This is a genomic window from Endozoicomonas sp. Z74 (assembly GCF_057680865.1).
In genome coordinates this window covers 23,117-44,225 of sequence record NZ_JBLYZI010000015.1, presented here as the reverse complement: position 1 = coordinate 44,225, position 21,109 = coordinate 23,117, and the positions used below count along the sequence as shown (strand labels likewise).

Annotated in this window: 16 protein-coding genes; 8 read left to right on the top strand and 8 right to left on the bottom strand. The window is 50.4% G+C overall.

The window, feature by feature from the left end; genetic code table 11:
* The first annotated feature begins 305 nt into the window (after positions 1-305).
* The gene (locus ACNRUY_RS06565) at positions 306-950 is read left to right on the top strand and encodes a hypothetical protein (RefSeq protein WP_488110847.1); all 645 of its coding nucleotides are present in this window, start codon (positions 306-308) and stop codon (positions 948-950) included.
* Positions 951-1,031: 81 nt separating this feature from the next.
* A complete protein-coding gene (locus ACNRUY_RS06560) occupies positions 1,032-2,606 on the top strand; it encodes an OprD family outer membrane porin (protein WP_488110846.1) in 1,575 nt (524 codons plus the stop codon).
* Positions 2,607-2,897: 291 nt separating this feature from the next.
* Here the strand turns inward: ACNRUY_RS06560 and ACNRUY_RS06555 are convergent, their stop codons facing one another.
* Both ACNRUY_RS06555 and ACNRUY_RS06550 read right to left on the bottom strand, forming a co-directional pair.
* Complete coding sequence (locus tag ACNRUY_RS06555) at positions 2,898-4,250, bottom strand: GH1 family beta-glucosidase (RefSeq protein ID WP_488110845.1); 1,353 nt, start codon at positions 4,248-4,250, stop codon at positions 2,898-2,900.
* 117 nt (positions 4,251-4,367) lie between these two features.
* The gene (locus tag ACNRUY_RS06550) at positions 4,368-5,018 is read right to left on the bottom strand and encodes a pyridoxamine 5'-phosphate oxidase family protein (RefSeq protein WP_488110844.1); all 651 of its coding nucleotides are present in this window, start codon (positions 5,016-5,018) and stop codon (positions 4,368-4,370) included.
* Positions 5,019-5,113: 95 nt separating this feature from the next.
* Between ACNRUY_RS06550 and pdxR the strand changes: the two genes are divergently transcribed.
* Positions 5,114-6,649, top strand: a complete 1,536-nt coding sequence (gene pdxR / locus ACNRUY_RS06545; protein ID WP_488110843.1) for a MocR-like pyridoxine biosynthesis transcription factor PdxR — start codon at positions 5,114-5,116, stop codon at positions 6,647-6,649.
* Positions 6,650-6,735: 86 nt separating this feature from the next.
* On the opposite strand, the gene ACNRUY_RS06540 is transcribed toward pdxR, so the two are convergent.
* Together ACNRUY_RS06540 and ACNRUY_RS06535 are read right to left on the bottom strand one after the other, a co-directional pair.
* Positions 6,736-7,377 carry a TetR/AcrR family transcriptional regulator gene (locus tag ACNRUY_RS06540; protein ID WP_488110842.1) on the bottom strand — a complete coding sequence of 214 codons (642 nt, stop codon included), beginning with the start codon at positions 7,375-7,377 and terminating at the stop codon, positions 6,736-6,738.
* A gap of 153 nt (positions 7,378-7,530) precedes the next feature.
* Positions 7,531-9,954, bottom strand: coding sequence for a glycoside hydrolase family 2 protein (locus ACNRUY_RS06535; protein WP_488110841.1), 2,424 nt, complete (start codon positions 9,952-9,954; stop codon positions 7,531-7,533).
* 540 nt (positions 9,955-10,494) lie between these two features.
* On the opposite strand from ACNRUY_RS06535, the gene ACNRUY_RS06530 reads away from it, so the two are divergent.
* Positions 10,495-12,285, top strand: a complete 1,791-nt coding sequence (locus ACNRUY_RS06530; RefSeq protein ID WP_488110840.1) for an acyl-CoA dehydrogenase C-terminal domain-containing protein — start codon at positions 10,495-10,497, stop codon at positions 12,283-12,285.
* A gap of 121 nt (positions 12,286-12,406) precedes the next feature.
* Here ACNRUY_RS06530 and ACNRUY_RS06525 read toward each other — a convergent pair whose 3' ends face one another.
* Positions 12,407-12,667, bottom strand: coding sequence for a hypothetical protein (locus tag ACNRUY_RS06525; protein WP_488110839.1), 261 nt, complete (start codon positions 12,665-12,667; stop codon positions 12,407-12,409).
* Positions 12,668-13,017: 350 nt separating this feature from the next.
* On the opposite strand from ACNRUY_RS06525, the gene ACNRUY_RS06520 reads away from it, so the two are divergent.
* From ACNRUY_RS06520 to ACNRUY_RS06510, 3 genes are all read left to right on the top strand, one after another.
* Positions 13,018-13,587, top strand: a complete 570-nt coding sequence (locus tag ACNRUY_RS06520; protein WP_488110838.1) for a hypothetical protein — start codon at positions 13,018-13,020, stop codon at positions 13,585-13,587.
* Between the two features lie 148 nt (positions 13,588-13,735).
* Positions 13,736-15,514 (top strand): acyl-CoA dehydrogenase C-terminal domain-containing protein, encoded by a 1,779-nt coding sequence (locus tag ACNRUY_RS06515; RefSeq protein WP_488110837.1) that lies wholly within the window; start codon positions 13,736-13,738, stop codon positions 15,512-15,514.
* 216 nt (positions 15,515-15,730) lie between these two features.
* Entirely contained in the window at positions 15,731-17,428 is a 1,698-nt protein-coding gene (locus tag ACNRUY_RS06510) for a hypothetical protein (protein ID WP_488110836.1), read from the top strand.
* Here ACNRUY_RS06510 and ACNRUY_RS06505 read toward each other — a convergent pair.
* A complete protein-coding gene (locus ACNRUY_RS06505) occupies positions 17,421-18,470 on the bottom strand; it encodes an NAD(P)-dependent oxidoreductase (RefSeq protein WP_488110835.1) in 1,050 nt (349 codons plus the stop codon). The genes ACNRUY_RS06510 and ACNRUY_RS06505 overlap by 8 nt on opposite strands.
* A gap of 282 nt (positions 18,471-18,752) precedes the next feature.
* Here ACNRUY_RS06505 and ACNRUY_RS06500 point away from each other — a divergent pair, with 282 nt between their 5' ends.
* Complete coding sequence (locus ACNRUY_RS06500; protein ID WP_488110834.1) at positions 18,753-19,688, top strand: phosphatase PAP2 family protein; 936 nt, start codon at positions 18,753-18,755, stop codon at positions 19,686-19,688.
* A gap of 4 nt (positions 19,689-19,692) precedes the next feature.
* On the opposite strand, the gene ACNRUY_RS06495 is transcribed toward ACNRUY_RS06500, so the two are convergent.
* Both ACNRUY_RS06495 and ACNRUY_RS06490 read right to left on the bottom strand, forming a co-directional pair.
* Entirely contained in the window at positions 19,693-20,076 is a 384-nt protein-coding gene (locus ACNRUY_RS06495) for a CesT family type III secretion system chaperone (RefSeq protein ID WP_488110833.1), read from the bottom strand.
* On the bottom strand, positions 20,060-21,109 hold the full coding sequence (locus tag ACNRUY_RS06490) for a YopT-type cysteine protease domain-containing protein (RefSeq protein ID WP_488110832.1): 1,050 nt from the start codon (positions 21,107-21,109) through the stop codon (positions 20,060-20,062). Before ACNRUY_RS06490 ends, ACNRUY_RS06495 begins: the two co-directional genes overlap by 17 nt.

Here is a 21,109-nt window from a genome sequence, read left to right as displayed (position 1 = left end):
CAGGAAAAGCGAAAAATTGAGGTTTTTAGTGATGAATGTCATTTTTCCAGGCCTGACACCGAACTTCGCCTATGTATCAGTCATCTTACTGCCTTATCCCTCTAATTTGTCCACTAAATCATCGATCACGGTTCAAAATTGACGTGCATCAACGATATCTGACGTTTATTCATGTTCCTGTTGAAGCAATCTTTACAGTTGCTGAATAATAAAGATGAAAGTTTTTCATTTTATTTGAGTGGCTCTGAACCGATTATCCGGCTCCAGACCCGACTCCAGACTTCTTCAGTCCAAGGGGGTAAACGATGAAGGCAAATCTAAAGTTGATCGCTGTCTGCGCATTCGCTTTTCTGGTTTTTTCTGCTGAGACTTTCGCGGCCAGTATGGGGTATCAACTGGAAGCGCGCTGGGTTGAAGCGCTTCAGGAAGAAGATGCGGATCAAAGGGTGAAGGTCCTTGAAGGGGTGTTTCAGGCAGCGGTCGATGAGCTGGCGAAAACCCCCGACGATGCCGAGCTGTTGATTGTTAAAGGAAACAGTAACCTGGAAATTGCCAATGCCCTCAACAGTATGAAATCCCTCGGTTATCTGAAAGAGGGGCGGAAGGATCTGGAAAAGGCCATTGAGCTGGACCCCATGGCGATGGATGGCATGGCGGAAGCAAGTCTGGCATCCGTCGTTTACTGGGCACCGGGCTGGCCACTGTCTTTTGGGGATAAAAAGAAAGGCCTGAAGCTGTTTGAAGATGCCCTGAAAGAGAACCCTGACAGCCTGGAAATTCTGACTCAATATGGCCATGCCATGAGCGTGGACGGGGAGAAAAATCTTGAACAGGCCCGCTCACTGTTTGAATCCGCACTGCAACAAGTGTCTGCCACTGAAGAGCAGGGGCGAAAAGCCTTCAGCCAGTTCAGGGAAAATGAAATCAAAACGGCCCTGGAAAAACTGTGACCGATGAGTGTCCAGTAAAAACACGACTGTACGACCAGATAGTAAGCGATTAAAACAGACCATATTATTCCGGGGGATGTAATGCTGTACTCCTTAAAGAAGGCCGTTCTTGCCACTGCAATTGCTGCGGTAACCATGCAGGCTGCTGTTGCCAGTGATCTCGAAAAATTGGCTCACGAATTGGAGAAAGAGGTCACCACCAGTCAGGCTGATAATCTGCCTCTGGGGGACGTAAACCCTTTCGAAGAACAGACGGCGTGGAGCCGCTTTATTGACGACTCCACCATGGACGCCAAATTCCGGCTGTCCAATATCAATATGACACCTTCTGATATTTCCTATGATTATGCCGTGACCCGCGATATGGCAGTGGCTCTGGTGAAGCAGATAACTGGGCTGGGGGACAGGGCCGCCGAAATCCTGGTGGACAATCTGGGGCTGGATTATGCTTCCATCAGTGAGGGGATCAATAAGCTGCTGGCTGATGAAGTGAAAAGAAATGGGGATATCAACCAGGGTGGCCTTCAGTTATGGACTGAACTCAGAACCGGTTATCTGTTTGATCTCATTGGTTTTGATCTGGGTTACCAGGGAGGTAGCCTTTATCAGGATGATGGTGAAGGTGGCATTCTGACTTATGGAGGCGCTGAGGGCTATGGCCGGGCCAGTACCGCCAATGTGAAAATGCGTCTGGGCAGCGAGGACAAAAACATTGGAGGCCGTTATGGCCGGGTGATGCTGGAAACCCCTCATTTTGACCGTGATCCTGATGAGTGGCTGTTGGATAAAACCTATGAAGCGACCATGCTCACAGGACAGTGGGGAGATTTCAGTGCCTATGCCATGGATATTACCGCTTATGGTGATATTACTGGCAGTGGCTTTATTAAAGTCGAAGACCGTGACTATTACAGCAAAGCCGGTTTTGACAGTACCCACTCTGTGGGACTGGATTACTTCTCCGATTACGGCATGGCCCGCTTTCAGTCTACCTGGTCCAGTGACTACATGACGTCGAATACCATTCAGCTCGCAAGTGGTTTGCCGGTTGCCTGGTTGGGAGCCAATGTTCCTGCTGAGAAAGAGATGGATTATCTGCTGATTTTCCAGATCTACCATAACTGGCAGGAAGCCAAGGATGGGTTTGTCAACGAATATGGCCGGGCGTTACCGGATCATAAAGCCAAAGTGACCGATTTCATGCTGGGCTTCCAGGCGGATGCACTGTTTGCAGGGCTCTCCTATACCGATGTGGGAGAGAAGGGCTGGTATAAGGCAGGTATCGGGGATGGCGGTCTGAGAACCACTATGGCGGAGCAAACCCTGATTAACCAGTGGCACCGCCCCAATCAGCAGACCTATACCTTTGCCATGGGCTATAACTGGAAAAACGCAGGCCTGCCCGGTCTTGATACCAGCATGATCACCGCCCACTCCAGGGACATTGATATGAGCGAGGTGCTGAAGAGCGGCGATATTGAATACTATTTCACCGGTGAGAAGGAGTTTACTGAAACCCTGTTTGAAGCAAAATACAAGCTCCAGGAAGGCCCGCTGAAAGGTCTCTCTATGCGGGGGATCTATGGCTTTGAGAGCAACCAGGCCAAGGTGAGTGGTTTCGGTATCTTTGTTGAGTACAATGCGACGCTTTTCTGACCATCGTCGTTAATTAATGGGCTGCTGATCAGCGGATGAGGGCGGCCCAGCCTTTCAAAATTATCTATGCCTGATACTTCTTTCAGAAGATACGTGTGATGTTATTTCCACCATTGCCTGATTCTTTAATGAGTCGGTAATGGTGTTTTTTTTGGGTTTTAAAAAGTTAGCGCGTTGCAGGTATTCGTGAGATGGGGCTGTATGGATTCTCCAGCAAGTATCAGGGACATTGCTGGAGAGTTGAGTGAGACTTGGCAGGTGAAGTGGTTGCTAAGGAGTGCTGAAGTAAATCTATGACTGGATCAGAGGGCCGCGCTGGCGGATCTGCTGACCCAGCCAATGGCCGGAGTTCTTAATGGTTCGTCGTCCAGTGGGATAATCCACATGCACCAGCCCAAACCGGGTGCTGAACCCTTTGGCCCACTCGAAATTATCCATCAGTGACCAGGCAAAGTAACCACGGACGTCAGAGCCCTTGTTTTTCTCTTTCAATACCGTCTCAATGTGGGATTTCAGATAGCTGATACGAGGCTGATCATCGACGACCCCCTCCTCCACTTCATCAAAGTAGGCGACACCGTTCTCAGTAATATACACCGTGGGGTTGCCGTACTCTTCACGAACCAGGGTCAGCAGTTCACTGAAGCCTTCAGGGTAAATTTCCCAGTCCATGGCAGTGAACTTATAGGGATCGGCTTCTGGCTTCCGGTTGACAAAGGTGCCTTTTAAGCCGGGAATGAGCCGGTTACCTCTGACAAATTCACGGCTGTAGTAGTTCAGGCCGGTAAAGTCTGTTGGGGTCTGAATAATATCAAAGTCCCCCTGCTGAATCGGAGGGCGGAACCAGCGGAACCGTTTCCAGAGCACTTCCGGATAACGTCCTTTGAACACCGGGTCAAAGGCGATGCCGTTCATGAACGCATTAGCGGTGGCTGCTGCTTCCTGATCAATAGGGCGATTGCCCCTGGTGTGCATGGGCGTATAGCTGAGCGTCAGGCCTGCTTTGGCACTGCTGTCTTCACTGCGGATGGCCTGCATGGCCATGCCGTGTCCCAGCAAAATATGGTGCATTGCTTTCCAGAACGCCCAGGGGCTTTTCATGCCCGGCGCATGATGGCCAAACAAATGCCCAAAGGTAGCGTGTTCCCATGGCTCGTTAACGGTGATCCAGTTTTTGATGCGATCACCAAAGTGTTTTACGACGGTGCTTGTGTAGTTGGCGAAATGGTGGCAGGTTTCCCTGCCCATAAAACCCCCATGGTCTTTAAAAAGGGCTTCCGGTGTATCCCAGTGAAACAGGGTGGTAAAGGGGGTAATGCCCGCTTCCAGCAGGGAGTCGACCAGACGGTCGTAGAAAGCCAGGCCTTTCCGGTTGAGTGGCCCTTTTCCCTCGGGAAAGATGCGGGACCATGAGATAGAGAAGCGATAAGCATCCAGTGATAGCTGGCCCATGATATCAACGTCTTCCTGATATCGATGGTAGTGGTCGCAGGCAATGTCGGCGTTATGGCCGTGATCGATTTTGCCGGGCTTGTGACAGAAAGTGTCCCAGATGCTGGGGCCCCGGCCGTCTTCCTTTACAGCCCCTTCTATCTGATAGGCTGCAGTGGCAGAGCCGATCAGGAAGTCCTTTGGAATACGCAATTGTGATGTCATATGAGCAGGAAAGAATAATGTGAAAAAAATTCAGATTAATCTTCCTTTGTGCCCGGCTAAGTGTCAATCCTAATGTGACAGTTATTCACTTTATCTCGACATGGATCAATAGTCCTGCCATGCGGTACTGTAATCAGGAGCAGGCATACCTTCGGGGGAATTCTTATCCGCCGCCATGGTGGTTATTTCCTGCCTCAGCTTCAGCTCTCCGGTCCAGACGGGAATATCCAGATCTTTTGTGTCTTCATTGGCAGGGCCGCTTCTGACTTTTACGGAGGCTTCTTCAATATCCACAGAAAGAATGGTTGTGGCATTGAGTTCATTTTCTGAGGGAGGCCGAACTTCTTCCCAGCGGCCCGGTGCAATACTTTCCATGAACTGTTTGAGGGATTCATCGATTTCCTCAGGGTTTGATACGGTGGAAAATCGGCCAAATACGACAGCTGAACGATAGTTGGTGCTGTGGTGAAAAGCGGATTTGGCCAGTACCATGCCATCAACAATGGTTGCAGTTAGGCAGCAGTTGCGCTTTGTTACGGCATTGATCATACGGCTGCCATTGCTGCCATGGATATAAAGCCTGTTGCCCACTCTCCAGCACAGCATGGGGATGACGTAGGGCTGTTCGTCAATGGTAAACCCGATGTGAGCCACCCGTGCCTCATCGAAAATACGGTAGAGCATTTCCCGGTCAAAAACGGCTTTTCCGGGGCCTCTTCTTACCCGGGTCTTCGGGGTTTCTGCCAGTTTATCCATGGTTATTCCTTTCTGCTTTTATCCTGATGGTGGCCATGGTATATCCCTGCTGGTTCCTTCATAAGAACCAGTTTGTGAAAAAAAGGGGGACCACATTGGCTGCACCTATAAGCGACAGGGCCGTTCCACTGGCCGAGCTTCGGGACTTGAATGTCAACGCTGAAAGAGACACTCCTCTTTTTCGGGGGCTTTATCTGGAGCTGCGAGCGAGAATGCTGGATGGACGACTGAAACCGGGTGCCCGGATTCCATCTTCCCGGGCGCTGGCCTCTCAGTTGAACCTGGGAAGAAACACCGTTATCTCCGCGTTCGAGCAGTTGCTGGCGGAAGGCTATCTTGAGTCACGGCCTGGATCGGGCACTTATGTGGCCATTGAACTCCCTGACCACTGGTTAGCACCGGTTTCCCCTTCACGGGAAAATGGTAGCGCTGTGCCTGACTACCCTTTGTCGGATGTTGCAGCTGCACTGTCAGGAGAAAAAGTGAGAGCAGGAGGTGGTAATCACAGTTTTTGTGTGGGAGTACCGGACCTTAGGGCTTTTCCACTCAGAACCTGGAATCGACTGAGTCATCAGTACAGCCAGGTGGGTATGGCAGAGCTCATGGGGTACTCATCCCCGGCGGGGCTGCCTTCATTGAGAGAAGCCGTTGCGGATTATGTGCGAAGTTCCAGAGCCGTTAACTGTGAAGCCCACCAGGTACTGGTGACTTCCGGTGCCCAGCAGGCTCTGGATTTATGCGCCAGGCTGCTGTTGAACCCGGGGGATCAGGCTGTTATCGAAGAGCCTGGCTATATGGGAGCGCGGCGGGCACTGATGGCTGCAGGAGCTGAGCTGCATGCTTGTCCTGTGGATCACCAGGGAATACAGGTTTCAATGCTTGACCAGCTGCCGGTGTCGCCCAGACTGGTTTATGTCACTCCAGCCAACCAGTACCCATTGGGGATTATGATGACGCTGGAACGCAGAACGGCCTTATTGAACTGGGCCAATACCCAACAATGCTGGGTGATCGAAGACGACTACGACAGTGAATACCATTACGCTCATCGTCCCCTGGCCAGCCTGCAGGGATTAGCACGACAGCAGCAGGTTATTTATATTGGTTCGTTCAGCAAAGTACTGTTTCCTGGCCTGAGGCTGGGGTATATGGTTCTGCCCCCGGCGCTGGTGGATGTGTTCACCAGGGCAAAAATGGAGCACTCCGGTGAAACAAACCTGCACAGCCAGGCGGTTACAGCCGCTTTTCTTCAAGAGGGGCACTTTGGCCGGCATGTAAGAAAGATGAGGGTGAATTATGGCAGTAAGCTTCAGGTCATGCTGGAGGCGTGCCGGGTGCTTTCACCCTGGTGCAGAATTCACAGTCATGGAGCAGGTATGCACCTTGCGCTTGAGTTGAAGGCTGGTATCTCTGAGGAGGCGCTTGTTGATGCGCTCAGCCAGCATAACCTGCTGTTCTCCCGGCTCAGTCAGTATTATGTGGATCAACCAAAACGGTATGGATTGGTACTGGGCTTTGCCAACAGTTCAGAAGCAGAGATTTTCAGAGGGGTTGGTTTTATTCGGGAGGTGTTGTTGAAAATGGAGGCCGGGAAGGCTGCCAGAGAAAAAGTGGCGGCCCTCAGGTTTTAAGCTGGCTGGTGGAGCGGGTAAGGACTGCCATCAGGGCGAGGAGCCTGGTGTTTACCTAATTGTGCTCCATGCCAGGTTGTGGTGATTTACCGGTTCCAGATCAGCAAAAGCTCCATACTTTTCAGAAGGTGCTTAAAGGATTCGTGAAGTTTTTTTCCTTCTTCCTCTCCGGTCATCAGACAGAGTCGGACGGTTGTACCAGCCAAGTGGGTCATCAGCAGGGCATAATTTTCCAGCTCCGGCAGCTTGCTTTCGTCCACGAAGGGTGAGAGGGCTTCCATCACAATTTTGGCAGACTCCCGGCTGACCTGGAGTTCATCGTCCTTCATGACTTTTTCCGAGGCCAGACCGTACCATATATCCGTGATCACCGGTTCGGCCTTATGCCACTCATAGTACTCATCCATCATTTCCTGAAGCACCTGAAAGCCTTCCTGAAGGCTTTGGATCCCTTGCAGTTTTCGAGCGATCAGAGTGTTGGACGAGTTGATGTACCGTTCATCCAGTGCCTGGATAATGGCTCTTTTATTGGGAAAGTATTGATAAATAGAGCTGGGGGTGATGTTGGCCCGCTCGGCCAGCTCCTGAATTTTCAGTCCACCGGTGCCTTTTTCACTGACGATGTCGCGAGTGGCATTGAGGATGGCATCAACCCTTGAGCGGCTTCGCTCCTGGGTAGGGCTTCTGCGTTTCTGACGGCTTTTTGGGGAATCAATTGTTTCGCTCATGATACAGGTACGCAAGTAATGGCGAGCTGGAATATAACATAAATTCAGTTTTGGTTGATTGGGCCAGGATCAATGTTTCACTGTTTTGTACCGCGGCTGTGTTTATTCAACAGCCGCTGCTGGATGGGTCGACGGGCCAGGCGCTCTGACTCTTTACGATATGTTGGTTTTGGAGACCTGGATCACTTTCTCCACAACACCAAAGCGCTCACTGCGTATCCGGATCCTGGCTTCTCCTGATGCACCGGTGGTTTTGATCCAGAATGCCGTGGCCCCTCCAGTGAGAGCGATCAGCCTGGGACCAATTACATCAACAGGGCCTTCGGTCTCAATACTCAATGCATCACTGGCGTAAGGCATCAGGTGATTACCTTCGTCGAGACACTGTATAACAATGCGAGTTGTGTCGTACGTTGTATCCTCTGTCAGGTGTTCATCATCAATCTGAACATCCAGTTTCTGTTCAAACGATTGACCCCGGTATTGTGTGCATACCAGCCTGTCACCCTGGTAGCCCTCAATTCTGAAGGTGGTGGAGGCATCGCCCCAGCCGCCGACGTATTTACCGTAGAGCGCTACCCCGTCGCTCAGTTTCATCCGGTTCTTTTTCAGGACATAAAGCATTTTCAGTTTGCTGCTCAACGACAGCGCCTTAATACCTACCCGGCTGATTTCAATCAGAATGGATTTGATCAGGCGGCTGTCGGAGGGGCTGAACGGTTCGTTCTCTGCGATCAGGTTGCCGATGAAATTATCGATGATAATTGGTGGGTTGGGCACATGGGGGTATTGTTCCCGGGCCGGATAGAACGTTTCAATAAACTGGTCGTTTTTGTAGAGCTTAACGGAGTCACAGTTGGTAAACACGTGAACATCGCAAAGTTCGCTGGCCGGGTAATCCCCCATTCGCATGTTACTCAGCACTTCCATGTAAGGCTGATCGTTTTGCTGGGAGGCATAAGCTGCTGCCGCGTACTTGGGCAGACGGAACATGTCCATTACACCGTGGTAGCAGATCCGGTCGCCACTGCCGAAATCCTTGTGGGTGTTGTAGTCGAACATGCACCAGCCAATGGCACCGCCGATACCATTGTTGGCGTACATGGCATCCAGCACCCTCAGGTGTCTGAGAGCATGCTCTTGCCGGTGCTCCTGGGAATCAAAGCGTTTGGTGGGGAACATATGGCCATTGTGTTCGGCCACCAGATAGGGAGCGTCGTGGCCGATCACCTCTTTTGGGCTGTCCAGGGCGTGGGTTTTGCCGTTGTGAACAAAGTCGTTATAGGTGTAGACATCTTCAAGCAGGCTGCTGTCTTTTCTGCATCTTACGCCACCTGTTGGTCGAGTGTCGTCCAGTGACCGGGCGATCCGGTTAGTTTCCCGGTACAGCTCATCACAGTCTTCTGATTCATTGATCCGGACTCCCCAGATGAAAATACTGGGGCGGTTCCAGTCTTTTTTAATCATTTCCTCAACATGTTGGAGGGTAATATCCCACCATTCGCCTTTCTCGCCGATGTGCTGCCAGCCGGGAATTTCATCAAAGACCAGAAGTCCGAGTTCATCACAGCGATCGAGGAAATGATTGCTTTGGGGATAATGGGAAAGCCGGACAGTGTTCACACCCAGTTCGTGTTTGAGGATCTCGGCGTCTTTCTGCTGAGCCCTTCTGGGCATGGCATAGCCCACATAGGGAAACGATTGATGCCGGTTAAGGCCGCGAAGTTTCAGGCGCTCGCCATTGAGATAGAAACCGTCGTTTTTATAGTCAACCTGGCGGAACCCGAAACGGAAAGCGTTTTTGTCCAGGGCTTTATTGTCATGCCTGAGAGTTACCTGGAGGGTGTAAAGGTTTGGATTTTCGGTGTCCCAGAGCTTAACGCCCTGCACCGGTTCCTTAATATTCAGTTGCTGTTGCCGGTCACCGCTCAGCGTAATGCTTTTGTTGAAGGTATGGATGCTCTTCTGTTCGTGAACCAGTGAGAAGTCCAGCTCAATGGTGCCGGACTGTTGAGCAAAGTTGTCCAGGTGTAGATCCAGGTCGAGCAGCTTCTCCGTAGAGAGAACCTGCCGGGTTCTGACATGGCAGTTTTCCACAATCACGGGAGCGGTGAATTCCAGCCAGACTTCCCGGTAGATGCCGCCATAGGTCAGGTAGTCAACCACATAACCAAAAGGCGGGATTTCAGCTCTTTCCCGGGAGTCCACATAAACCACCAGGTGGTTTTCCGAGCCGTAATTAAGGTAGCTGGAAATATCGGCTTTGAAAGGGGTGTAGCCTCCCTTGTGCTCCATGACCAGCTGGCCATTCAGGTAGACCCTGGCACAGGTCATGACCCCTTCGAAATGAAGAATTGCCGGTTTTCCCTGTTGTTCCTCCTCAACAAACAGAGTTTTCCGGTAGCAGCTTTCAAACTGGTACAACTTTTCGTCAAAGTTGTTGTAAGGCAGTTCACGGTTGGCATGGGGAATCTGCACGGTTTCGAACTGGCGGTCATCAAAACCGGGGTCCACAAACTCCTGCCTGAAGTCGGGGCAGTACTTCCATTCAAAATTCAGGTGCCTTACTTCTCTCATAGTACAAACCTGCTGCAGAGCGTCCTTCTGGTTTCCGGCCTTGGGCCTGGATGAGCCATTCATATCCGGCAGTGGTTGTGCCGGTCCTGTCTGTCCACGTTTCGAGGGCCAATATCAGGGATGCTCCTGAGAAGATCAATATGAAATGTGATTTTTATTCAGTTTTTATGATTGGCGTCAATTTGAATTGGTCGATTAACCTGCAGATTTCAAGACTTATGCAATATCCGCCCATTTTATAGTGATTGTTTTTCATGTTTCTTCCGGAAGGTCTGTCGTTTAATGCTCCTTGTGAGCATCCACAGGGTTTGAGAGTGGCGAGTGTTGGCCGAAGTAAGTTATGAAGTCGACCTGAGACCCGGGATACCTCTGGCTTCAGTGGATGATCGAACAATAGAAGACAAGCGTACTGTATAAGAAACAGAAAATTACTTTTTGCTACATAACTTGACTTTGAAGCTGAGCAAACGTAAGTTTCAAACAACTGTTTGAATTGATGCTATACTGTTTTCATCACAACAAGAATATTGAGGACGCGTCATGCCAGAATACAAAGCCCCTCTCCGTGATATCCGTTTTGTCCGTAATGAGCTGCTCGGTTATGAAGAGCATTATGCCAATCTTCCGGAAGGTGAAGATGCCACGCCTGATATGGTGGATGCCATTCTGGAGGAAGGTGCGAAATTCTGTGAACAGGTACTGTCTCCCTTAAACCGGGTGGGCGATGAAGAAGGGTGTACCTGGTCTGAAACGGGCGTGAAAACCCCCAGTGGTTTCAAAGAAGCTTATCATCAGTTTGTTGAAGGCGGTTGGCCCTCTCTGGCCAGTGAGGCAGAGCATGGTGGTCAGGGATTGCCCGCTTCCCTGGGGCTGGTGCTCAGTGAAATGATGGGGGAAGCCAACTGGTCCTGGGGGATGTATCCCGGTCTCAGTCATGGCGCCATGAATACCCTGGAAGCCCATGGTACCGATGAACAGAAAGAGGTTTATCTGACCAAACTGATTTCCGGTGAGTGGACCGGTACTATGTGTCTGACCGAGCCTCATTGTGGTACCGATCTGGGTATGCTGAAGACTAAGGCCATTCCTCAGGAGGATGGTAGCTACAAAATCTCAGGCACCAAGATTTTTATTTCTGCTGGTGAACACGATATGGCCGGGAACATCGTTCATATTGTTCTTGCCCGTCTGCCGGATGCCCCTTCCGGTACCAAAGGTATCTCTCTGTTTATTGTTCCCAGGCATCTGCCCGATGCACTGACTGAAAGTAATGGTGTCAGCTGTGGTTCTCTTGAACACAAGATGGGCATTCATGGGAACTCTACCTGTGTCATGAACTTTGATGACGCTACTGGCTATCTGATTGGTCCTCCCAACAAGGGCCTGAACTGTATGTTCACGTTTATGAACTCTGCCCGACTGGGAACAGGGGTTCAGGGTCTGGCCCATGCCGAAGTGGCTTATCAGGGGGCTGTTCGTTATGCCCGTGATCGTTTGCAGATGCGTTCTCTGACTGGACCTAAAAACCCGGATGGCCCGGCTGACCCGATTATTGTCCACCCGGATGTGCGCAGGATGCTGCTGACGATCAAGGCGTTTACGGAAGGAAACCGGGCCCTGGTTTACTACACCGCCAAGAAAGCGGACCTGATGAAAAGCCCTGATGAGGAAGTGCGCAAGCAAGCTGACCTGGAAATGAGCTTCCTGACACCCATTGTGAAAGCCTTTTTGACCGAAACAGGGTTTGAAGCGGCGAACCATGGTTTGCAGTGTTACGGTGGTCATGGCTACATCAGCGAGTGGGGCATGGAACAGAATGTCCGCGACAGCCGTATCTCCATGCTTTATGAAGGGACTACAGGAATTCAGGCCCTTGACCTGCTTGGGCGGAAAGTGCTGATGACCCAGGGCGCGACGATGAAGCCCTTTACCAAAGTGGTTCACAAGTTCTGCCAGGCCCAGGTGGATAATGAAAAACTTCAGGAGTTTATCAAGCCCCTGGCCGCTCTCAATAAAGAGTGGGGCGAGCTGACCATGCAGATCGGCATGAAAGCCATGAAGAACCCTGATGAAGTGGGTGCGGCTTCTGTGGATTATCTGATGTATTCGGGCTATGCCTGTCTGGCTTATTTCTGGGCCGAGATGGCTTTGACTGCCCAGCAGGCTCTGGATGCCGGCACCACTGAAGAAGGGTTCTACACAGCCAAGGTCCAGACCGCCCGATTCTTCTACCAGCGTCTCCTTCCCAGGGCCCAGATGCACAAGGCCTGTATTGAGTCTGGAGCGGATAACCTCCTGTCCATGAAAGAGGACGATTTTGGTGATATCTGATTAGCCGGCTGACGCGAGGCTGATAGCTTGGGCTGCCTTAACGGTGGCCCTTTTTTTGCTCAGCCCTTTTCCTGCTCAAACTGTTTTTTCTTTCTCTCTGGGTTTTCTTCAGCTTCAGGTTTTATGACGTCTCGTCCAGAATCACAAAGCTGAGAAAGGTTGTGGGAAGGGCAATGATCAGGGCAATGGGCAGTACCGGATTTAATAGCATCAGCAAACCGGCGGCGATCCAGATGGATTTGACCCAGCTTCGCTTGATCTGGTGTTTTCTGGACAGCAGGCGTCGTTTTGGATGGATGGCATCCGCTGCAGAATAAGGCTTCTCGAAAGACATAAAGGCGATGCGGATCATGGTTACAGCCAGGGTAAACAGATTGCGCATGGATAAACCTTTCTATTCTATTTAGGGTGAAACAAACATTCCTGCTTTGGGTTAGAGGGTGAAGCTGGATAAGCAATACTGCTTTCAACCCGTGTGCAGATCTGAAGAAAAGCGGCTTATTACTAAATAATAAACTAACGTACCTAATCGGCAATGGGCAGCCAATTCATCACTTTTTTTATTCCAGCCTTGGATTACCCCCCCCAATTTATAGAGTGTTTACATAAGGCCACTTTCATAAGGCGACTTTGCCTGGCTCTAAACCATGGTCTATACAAAACGGCTTAGCTTTTAATTTGTGACCAAGGAGAGCGGTTCAGCCAGAGTGCTGTATCCAGAACATGGCCCCTATGAAGAATAAATTACTGCAGGCAGCTGTTTTTCTGCTGATTTTGATGATTCCTCTGAAAAACGTCCTTTCCGATGAACCCTCTGACCAGGAAACAATGGAGACTGATCGGGTGAAACCCTTTGAATACGATCTCAGCCTTCCTTATAACAGTTTTCGTGAAGAGTCTGGCCTGTGGAATACGCTTTGGGGGCGCCCTTTTCGTGACCACCTGCTGCTGGGGATGTGGACGACCCATTTTCAGAAGGGAGAGGACCAGGAAAATAACAACCAGCTTATCGCACTGGCTTATAAGGGGTATTACGCTGGCACTTTTATCAATACGTTTCGGGATCGGGTCTGGTCTGCGGGCTGGCAAAGGACTTTGTATCAGGACCGTTGGGGCATCTTTGATGTGGAGGCAGGCTATCGTGCCGGAGTGATGTACGGTTACAGCCAGTATCTGCAGCTATTCGGGACTAAGTTCTATCCATTGTTACAAACACTGCTGGACATCGACTACAAGGGGTTTGGTGTCGAGTTTTCCTGGGCCGGGGTGGTGGCGACCGCAGGGTTCTATTATCGCTTTTGATGGCAACGTTCGCTGAATGGGGTTGGTAAATGAGCCTCCCAAGTGATCCAAACGTTTGTTTAAAACGTACTGTCCAACGGCAATTCTCTCCGGTAATATGGCCTCACGGAATGAGATTAACAATAATGAATTCCAGGAGTTGACGGATATGGCCGATTATAAAGCCCCTCTGCGCGATATGCGCTTTGTCATGTATGAAGTGTTTGATGTGGCCAGCCAATGGTCACAATGGTCCGCAACCCGGGAGTTGGTGGATCAGGAAACGGCGGATGCCATTCTTGAAGAAGGGGCCAAGCTGGCTTCCCGCACCATTGCTCCTCTTAATCGTTCTGGTGATGAAGAAGGTTGCAGCTGGAACGATGGCAAAGTCTCCACGGCTGCAGGTTACAAAGACGCCTACGATATTTTTGCGGAGGGTGGCTGGACCGGGCTCGGTGGTAACCCGGCCTATGGTGGTATGGGCATGCCCAAGGTACTGGCCGCTCAATTTGATGAAATGGTCTGCAGTGCCAGCCTTGCCTTTACTCTCTATCCAAGCCTGACGGCTGGTGCCAGCCTTGCTATTGATGCTCATGCCAGCGAATCCCTGAAAGAATTCTACCTGCCCAGAATGTACTCGGGTGAATGGGCAGGCTCCATGTGTCTGACCGAACCCCATGCTGGCAGTGATCTTGGGATTATCCGTACTAAAGCGGAAGACAATGGCGATGGCTCTTATGCCATTTCCGGCACCAAGATTTTTATCACCGGCGGAGAGCATGACCTGACCGATAATATTATTCATCTGGTGCTGGCCAAGCTGCCGGATGCCCCTCCCGGACCCAAAGGGATTTCCCTCTTCCTGGTGCCCAAGGTGTTGGTGAATGAAGATGGTTCACTGGGTGAGCCCAACCGTCTCGCCTGTGGTTCCATAGAACACAAAATGGGTATTAATGCCTCTGCCACCTGTGTGATGAACTTTGATGGCGCCCGGGGATACCTGGTGGGCGAGCTTAATAAAGGGCTCAATGCCATGTTCACCATGATGAACTATGAACGCCTGTTTGTTGGCATTCAGGGGCTAGGCAGCAGTGAAATGTCTTATCAGAACGCCCTTGAATACGCCAAAGACCGGATTCAGGGGCGTTCAGCCACCGGAGCGGTGCAGAAAGAGAAGGCGGCGGACCCTTTGATGGTGCATGGTGATATTCGTCGTATGCTGCTGAACATGAAAGCCCTCAATGAAGGTGGGCGAGCCTTCTCCACTTACGTGGCCAAACAGCTGGATATTGCCAAGTTCAGCGACGATGCTGACGAACGCAAAAAAGCCTCTGCCCTGGTGGCATTACTGACGCCAGTGGTGAAGGCATTTTTGACCGATGCGGGGCTGGAAAGCTGTGTGGCGGGTCAGCAGGTTTTCGGGGGGCATGGCTATATTCGTGAATGGGGCCAGGAACAGCTGGTTCGTGATGTCCGCATTACCCAGATCTATGAAGGAACCAATGGTATCCAGGCCCTGGATTTGCTGGGCCGTAAAATTGCCCTCAATGGCGGGGAATACCTGGAGCAGTTCCTTGGGGAAATCCGCAGCTCTGTTGGACCGGATCAGGAGTTTGCCCAGCCGTTGCTGGCGGCTGCCGATCAGCTGGAAGAGCTGACACGCCAGTTGCTGAGCAAGGCCAAGGATGACCCGAATCTCATTAACTCAGCCTGTGTCGACTACCTGAATGCATTTTCTTACGTGGCTTATGCCTGGATCTGGTCGTTGATGGGACAGGCTGCGGCGGAAAAACTGGCATCAGGTGACTCTGAAGAGGCCTTTTATCAGGCCAAGCTGCTGACTGCCCGTTATTACTTCAAGCGTTTGTTGCCGCGGTTTGAAAGTATGGCGACGGCTGCGCTTTCAGGAACCGAAGAGTTGTTTGCCCTGAGTGATGAGCAGTTCTGAGGCATCGGGTTTGTCTATAGTTTAAATAGCTGGATCGTTGTTTTTACAGGGATGTATGCAAGGAAGCACCCAATAATGTAGAGGCAGGAAGCCCATTGATGTCATATCCAGCCAATTAACCTCGCGTGGCGGGGTTTTTTCTTGGGTGGACAGCCTTGGAAAAGGCTCTTTTTGACATGAAAGCAGGTGCTATTCACGTCAAAGCAGACACTACGGATGGTGAAGCTGACTATGGTGGGTCAAAATAATCGAAGCGAATGGCTTGGCTGTTTCTTCTTTCTTTTTTTATGGAATTGTATTCCTTTTTCCCAATCAGAAGCCGATGAACCTGAGGATTATGCCAGCCGGTTTATGCTCAGGCAGAATAATAGTCAGCAATGTCTGGCAATCAGAGAGTCCAGTAACGACTCAGGAGGTTGTTTTCCAGGCAGTGATGGCAAAACGATGGTTTGTTACAAAGCGAACGAAGCGGTTCTTGAAACCTGTGACGACACTGATCGGTTTCAGAAATGGGTTTTTGATTTCCAGAAAAAAAGAATTTACTCAGACAGTTATGCCTCAAGCCTCTGCCTGACCCGGCAGGACCAAAAACTATCAATGGAGCCTTGTAAGCCCGGAAACTTAAAGCAGGCCTGGTATTTCAATCACCAGGAAATATTGAACAGCCGGGTCGATTTTCTTGAGAAGCATGGGTATGTGAAGTTAATAAAGAACCTGGGGCAGATAAAAGAGCCTTTATCATCCCTGTTTTCTGAGTCTGAGATGGGGGACGATTTCTGTTATAAAAGTCCATTTACTGGCAGGGTTGAGTGCGATAGCACTCTTTTCAGTGACACTGACTTTGCTCAAAGAGTGGTGGAAGAGAATTTTTTGCTTAAATCCGACAGCGGTTGCCTGACCCTGGGCAGTCCGGATGAAGATTCGTATGTCTGCCCTGTGGAGAATGAGGTTGATGAAGCCATTTGCAGCGGAAACACCATGGTCACTTTGCAAGGCTGCATTGAGCATGAGAAATCTCAGGGCTGGCGTTTTGATTTTTCAAAAAAACGGCTTTATTTTCTTGCGGATAAAAAGCACTACTGCCTGACTCGGGGAGGAGCGACTTCCGGCCTTCTACCTTGTGAGGATAGCGATACTCAGTGGGTGTTTAACCAGGACAGGGCTCTCGGTTACAAACTGGAAGGTCAGGACAACATAGAACTACTGAACCTGGTGGATCAGGAAACCGGGCGAGATCACAAGCCGTTTCGGTTTCAGATGTTTGGCTCGGAAAATGGGTACCACTCCTGTTACCGGAGCCCTGTTACCGGAAAGATCAACTGTGGCTCCACACCGGCATCTCAGGATTCCTGGGCGCCTTCTACTGAATGGTCGTGGGTTTCGAAAAAACTGACAGAAGATCTCTTTATCACTAACCGCAGTGAAGGAACCTGCCTGTCTGTTCAAAACTGTTCTTCTGGTGACAGCGGTCGTTATGACTGTTATGGCGGTACCGCGGTAAAGATGAAGTCCTGCCAGAGCAACAGCAATCAGATCTGGAAGCATGATCTGCGTACCAAAAGACTGTTCAGTAAAAAAGCCGGTGAACACTTTTGTCTTAGCTGGCGTTCAGAACAGCTGACTCTGGAACACTGTCTGCCCGGCGGTGCCTCTTCCCAGCAGTGGTATTTTGCCAGAGGCAAAGGGTACGGTTCCTCTGAGTGGGGACTGCTCCGCTTCTTTGCCCATGGCTTGAAAGACCCATATCCGTATTTAAAAGGGCTGCTACCTCCTGGGCAGTATGATGCAAGGCATGACAAAGCAGCTCTGCCAGCAGTGAAGATCGAGTATGAACCCCTCTACTGGAGTGAGGAGGGCGAAGATTGCGGTTTTCACCCGGTTACTGGAGCAGAGGGGAAGCGCTGTTTTAAATAAATGCCTCTTTCTGATAGCCCTGTGCCAGGCAGAACCGGTCAATCAGTGACTCTACCAGGCGATCAGGAGGGGACTGTATTCCAGTTGGCCAGGTGTCAGATACCAATAGTGCTGCACTTTCGTTGAACAGCGTAAAAATCGGATCCATAAATTTCATCAGTGTGGGTTCTTCCAGGATAAAATTAAGGGCGGTTTTATTGTTTTCTACTCTGCTGCCCTGGAATTCCTGACCGTACTCATCTTCGGCCCCCATATTGATCAGCACCGCCTTTGAGTCAATAAAGGCTCTGACTGGATAGTTTTTTTCTATTACGCCAGGGATTCCAGTAGCGGTAATTACAAAATCGCTGGTTGAAAGAGCATGCAGGATGGATTCTGTATCTGTTGAGCTAATCCAGTGGATGCTTTCAGGTAATCGAAGATTCGATTGCACTTCAACAACGGTGATGCTGGCCTGTTTTTGCAATAAAGCACGGCATATGCCCTGTCCTACCTTTCCATAGCCAAACAGAAGAACGTTTTTTCCCTGTAGATCGCCATACCCTTTTTGCTCCATGGCCCGGAGTAGACCATCGCCGGTACCGAGAATGGTTTCCGCTTTTTTTACCCGGGTTGAGTCAATATCAATGCAGGTTTTGTCCTGAACATCCTGGTAATGCCTGAGGCCGCTTCGGGTGAGCTCCACATAACCGGAGCCTGCCTGACAGAAGGCATTGGCTCCGCAGCAGTCGAGAATGACATCAAAGGAGTGGGAGGGAGGAACTTCCGGCAGACACTCGACGCCTTCTTTTTGAAGCAGCTCCAGTACCTGCTGGTCCGGTGGAATAATCGGTGGCCAGGAAACGGTCAGCTCTGCTTCCGATGCAAGCATGGGTAGCAGAGCAACCTGGGTGTTTCGGGTAAGAGGAGCCCCATAAAGCACTTTTCGCCCGGCCAGAGGCTTTTCAGTGGCAAAGCGTTGAAACTGCTCCTCCAGACAGGGGTATTCCGATGTCGAAAAGTTGCTCTTGACGGCTTGCAGTGTTTTTTCTAATAAGGACATTTTATCACCCGGTGCCATTGATTATCGGTCACTGGCAAAGAGTATCGGAGAACCGGCATTGTGCAAACCAGATATCAGATACCGATCGCAAGTTTGCCAACTTTACCATCAAAAAACCGTTTGCTTTCTTGTTGTTCGTGGTGGTGGGGAGCGCAAACTGTTTTTCTTTGGCTGTGGGTATTTGTTTAATTCGGTTGCTTTAAAATAGGTGAGAAATGATTTACTGTAGCGGTCAGCCTGACTCTGTTGACGCCAGGTAACAATAACAATAAGGAGCTGCCTGTGAACGAAGTCCTGCAATGGGGGCTGGAGCTGATTGCCTGGATCCAGTCTTACCGAACCCCTGTTCTTGATGAACTTATGCGACAGATCACCAAGTTTGGTGGGCGATATTATATCTATCTTGTTCCTTTTATTGTGTGGTCGTTGAACTTCCGTTTTTCGCTCCATATCTGCTTTATGTTTCTTCTGTCGTTTTTTGTCAATATGGGGTTCAAGGATGCCCTTGCTCACCCAAGGCCTTTTGATCTGGACCCGGATATTTCCCCGGACCGGGAGTATGGCTATGGTCTGCCCAGCGGGCACGCCCAGAATTCTGCATTGCTGTGGATCATGCTGGCTGCAGGCACCGCAAAGAAATGGTTCTGGATTCTGGCATTGACCATGGCGCTGCTCATTGGTCTGTCCAGAGTATATCTGGGAGTGCACTTTCCTACCGATGTGATGGGAGGCTGGTTTCTGGCGGCTGTTCTTCTCTGGGGGTTCTACGCCTGGGGAGGTTCAGTAGCCCAATGGATGGCAAGCCAGTCCGTCGGGCGGCTGATTATTATCCTGACGTCGGTGCTGACAGTTTTCTCCGTTGTCTATGTATGGCTTTCTGAAAGTCCGGTAATCACCATTCTGTCTGCCCTCAGTTTTGGCTTTGGGGTTGGAGCCATTATTGCTTCCCGGGTAATGGGGTACAGCGGGCATGGCCATTGGTGGCAGAGGCTGCTCCGTTACCTCCTGGGAATGGTTGTGCTGCTGGCTTATATGAAATTTGCGGGAGGGTTGCTTCCAGATGAACAGAATTTGCAGTACTACCTGACCCTGTTCCTGGCCAATGTGGCTGGCGGTTTATGGTTGTCGCTGGGGGCGCCCGCCCTGTTTATGTTGTGTGGCCTGTCACCCAGAGTTGAAAAGTCATCCGAAAAAGGGGTGGTGCAGTTGCAAAACTGAATCGTCAGGTTTCCATATCGAGCGCCATAAGCTCACTCAGGTGGCGCTCAGCATCCGCAATGAATCGTTCCAGCCAGGACTGCAGCTCAACGGGAGTCAGGCTATCCAGGCAGTATTGAGACCAGAAAATGGTTTTTTCTTCGTATTGCCCTATGATGTGAGCAGGCCACTGTCTGCCAAACAGGTTGGTGGCGGCCAGTATTTTACGAGTGTCGTCCACTTCGCCCAGTTCACAATACAGTAAAACCCACTTGTCTTCGTGACAGGAAAGGTAAATATCGAGTTTGCCATCAACCTCCATGATGTAAAGTCCTTCCCGGGTAGGCTCCAATTCCAGCCCAATAGTCAACAGAACCTGTTTGACCAGGTGTTCAAATTGAGCGTTCATTGTTTTCTCCTGAGGGGGTGATATGTTTCACCGAAAAATGCTGGTTCATTCCGATTAAACTTCCTCCATATTTGGATTTAGGCCAGAAATGCTCAGTAAACCATGTGTTAAACGTCTTTGAATTCGGGAACCGGAACTCGCCAAAATTGGGGTCAAAAAAGGTGACTGCGCTGTTGTCTGGGTCAATATGGGCTGATATTGCATGGCCTTTGTTATGGCCTCCAATGGAAATCATTTTCAGGGGGGATGATGATTTTTCCGGGTCGGTAATGGCTTCGGCCAGTTTTCGTGGGAAATTACCTGGGTGCTCCACTTCGGGGTCGACGGGCATGTGTTGGTCGTTATGAAAGCCTGGATCACTATAAGTGATCTCGTTAAGGGTCATTCCATGCATGGGCAGCCATTGAGCCTCGTAGTAAGGCTGGTTTCCTTTTCCGGCTTCCTGCAATGCCCTTATTTCCTCGAAGACTTCTGGATTAATGTCTCCTTTTTGGCAGCCATCATAAATTTTGTGAAAAAGGGAGGTACCCTGGCAGCGATGTTTTAACCAGTTCAGGGACAGAGCCCAGCAGACACCTTCCCGGGTAGAGCTGTCCCACACCATATTTTCCAGCCATTTTCCCTTTGCCTGGGAAAATTTGAACGTGACTTCACCTCCTGCTTCTGTTGAGGAATCCCTTACCGGATTGATGCACCTCCATATCAGGAAATGAAATATTTTACTGCCCAGGTTAACGGCTTTTTTTCCAACGGCCTTAATGGTATTTAAAAAAGAATTAGACGGTTTTCGAGACTTGGCAATAGCAATCAGCCTTGATTCCAGAGGGGGAGGCTCTGGAGGGGCGTGTTGAGCTTCTTCTAAAATGCTTGCCTTTAGCCTGGCAATCAGGTCCATTAATTCATCGCGACCTTCAGGAAAGACAGCAGATAATGAAAACGCACCTATTTGAGTGGTTTCAGAGGCCGGTGTGTCGGGACTGCCATTGCCGTTATAGCGGGTGAAGGCTGGGCGAGATGGATCAATGGGGTCCAT

Coding starts and splice junctions, on each gene's coding strand:
- ACNRUY_RS06565 (WP_488110847.1), top strand. CDS start 306: ATGAAGGCAAATCTAAAGTTGATCGCTGTCTGCGCATTCGCTTTTCTG.
- ACNRUY_RS06560 (WP_488110846.1), top strand. CDS start 1,032: ATGCTGTACTCCTTAAAGAAGGCCGTTCTTGCCACTGCAATTGCTGCG.
- ACNRUY_RS06550 (WP_488110844.1), bottom strand. CDS start 5,018: ATGGATAAACTGGCAGAAACCCCGAAGACCCGGGTAAGAAGAGGCCCC.
- ACNRUY_RS06540 (WP_488110842.1), bottom strand. CDS start 7,377: ATGAGCGAAACAATTGATTCCCCAAAAAGCCGTCAGAAACGCAGAAGC.
- ACNRUY_RS06535 (WP_488110841.1), bottom strand. CDS start 9,954: ATGAGAGAAGTAAGGCACCTGAATTTTGAATGGAAGTACTGCCCCGAC.
- ACNRUY_RS06530 (WP_488110840.1), top strand. CDS start 10,495: ATGCCAGAATACAAAGCCCCTCTCCGTGATATCCGTTTTGTCCGTAAT.
- ACNRUY_RS06525 (WP_488110839.1), bottom strand. CDS start 12,667: ATGCGCAATCTGTTTACCCTGGCTGTAACCATGATCCGCATCGCCTTT.
- ACNRUY_RS06520 (WP_488110838.1), top strand. CDS start 13,018: ATGAAGAATAAATTACTGCAGGCAGCTGTTTTTCTGCTGATTTTGATG.
- ACNRUY_RS06515 (WP_488110837.1), top strand. CDS start 13,736: ATGGCCGATTATAAAGCCCCTCTGCGCGATATGCGCTTTGTCATGTAT.
- ACNRUY_RS06510 (WP_488110836.1), top strand. CDS start 15,731: ATGGTGAAGCTGACTATGGTGGGTCAAAATAATCGAAGCGAATGGCTT.
- ACNRUY_RS06505 (WP_488110835.1), bottom strand. CDS start 18,470: ATGTCCTTATTAGAAAAAACACTGCAAGCCGTCAAGAGCAACTTTTCG.
- ACNRUY_RS06495 (WP_488110833.1), bottom strand. CDS start 20,076: ATGAACGCTCAATTTGAACACCTGGTCAAACAGGTTCTGTTGACTATT.
- ACNRUY_RS06490 (WP_488110832.1), bottom strand. CDS start 21,109: ATGGACCCCATTGATCCATCTCGCCCAGCCTTCACCCGCTATAACGGC.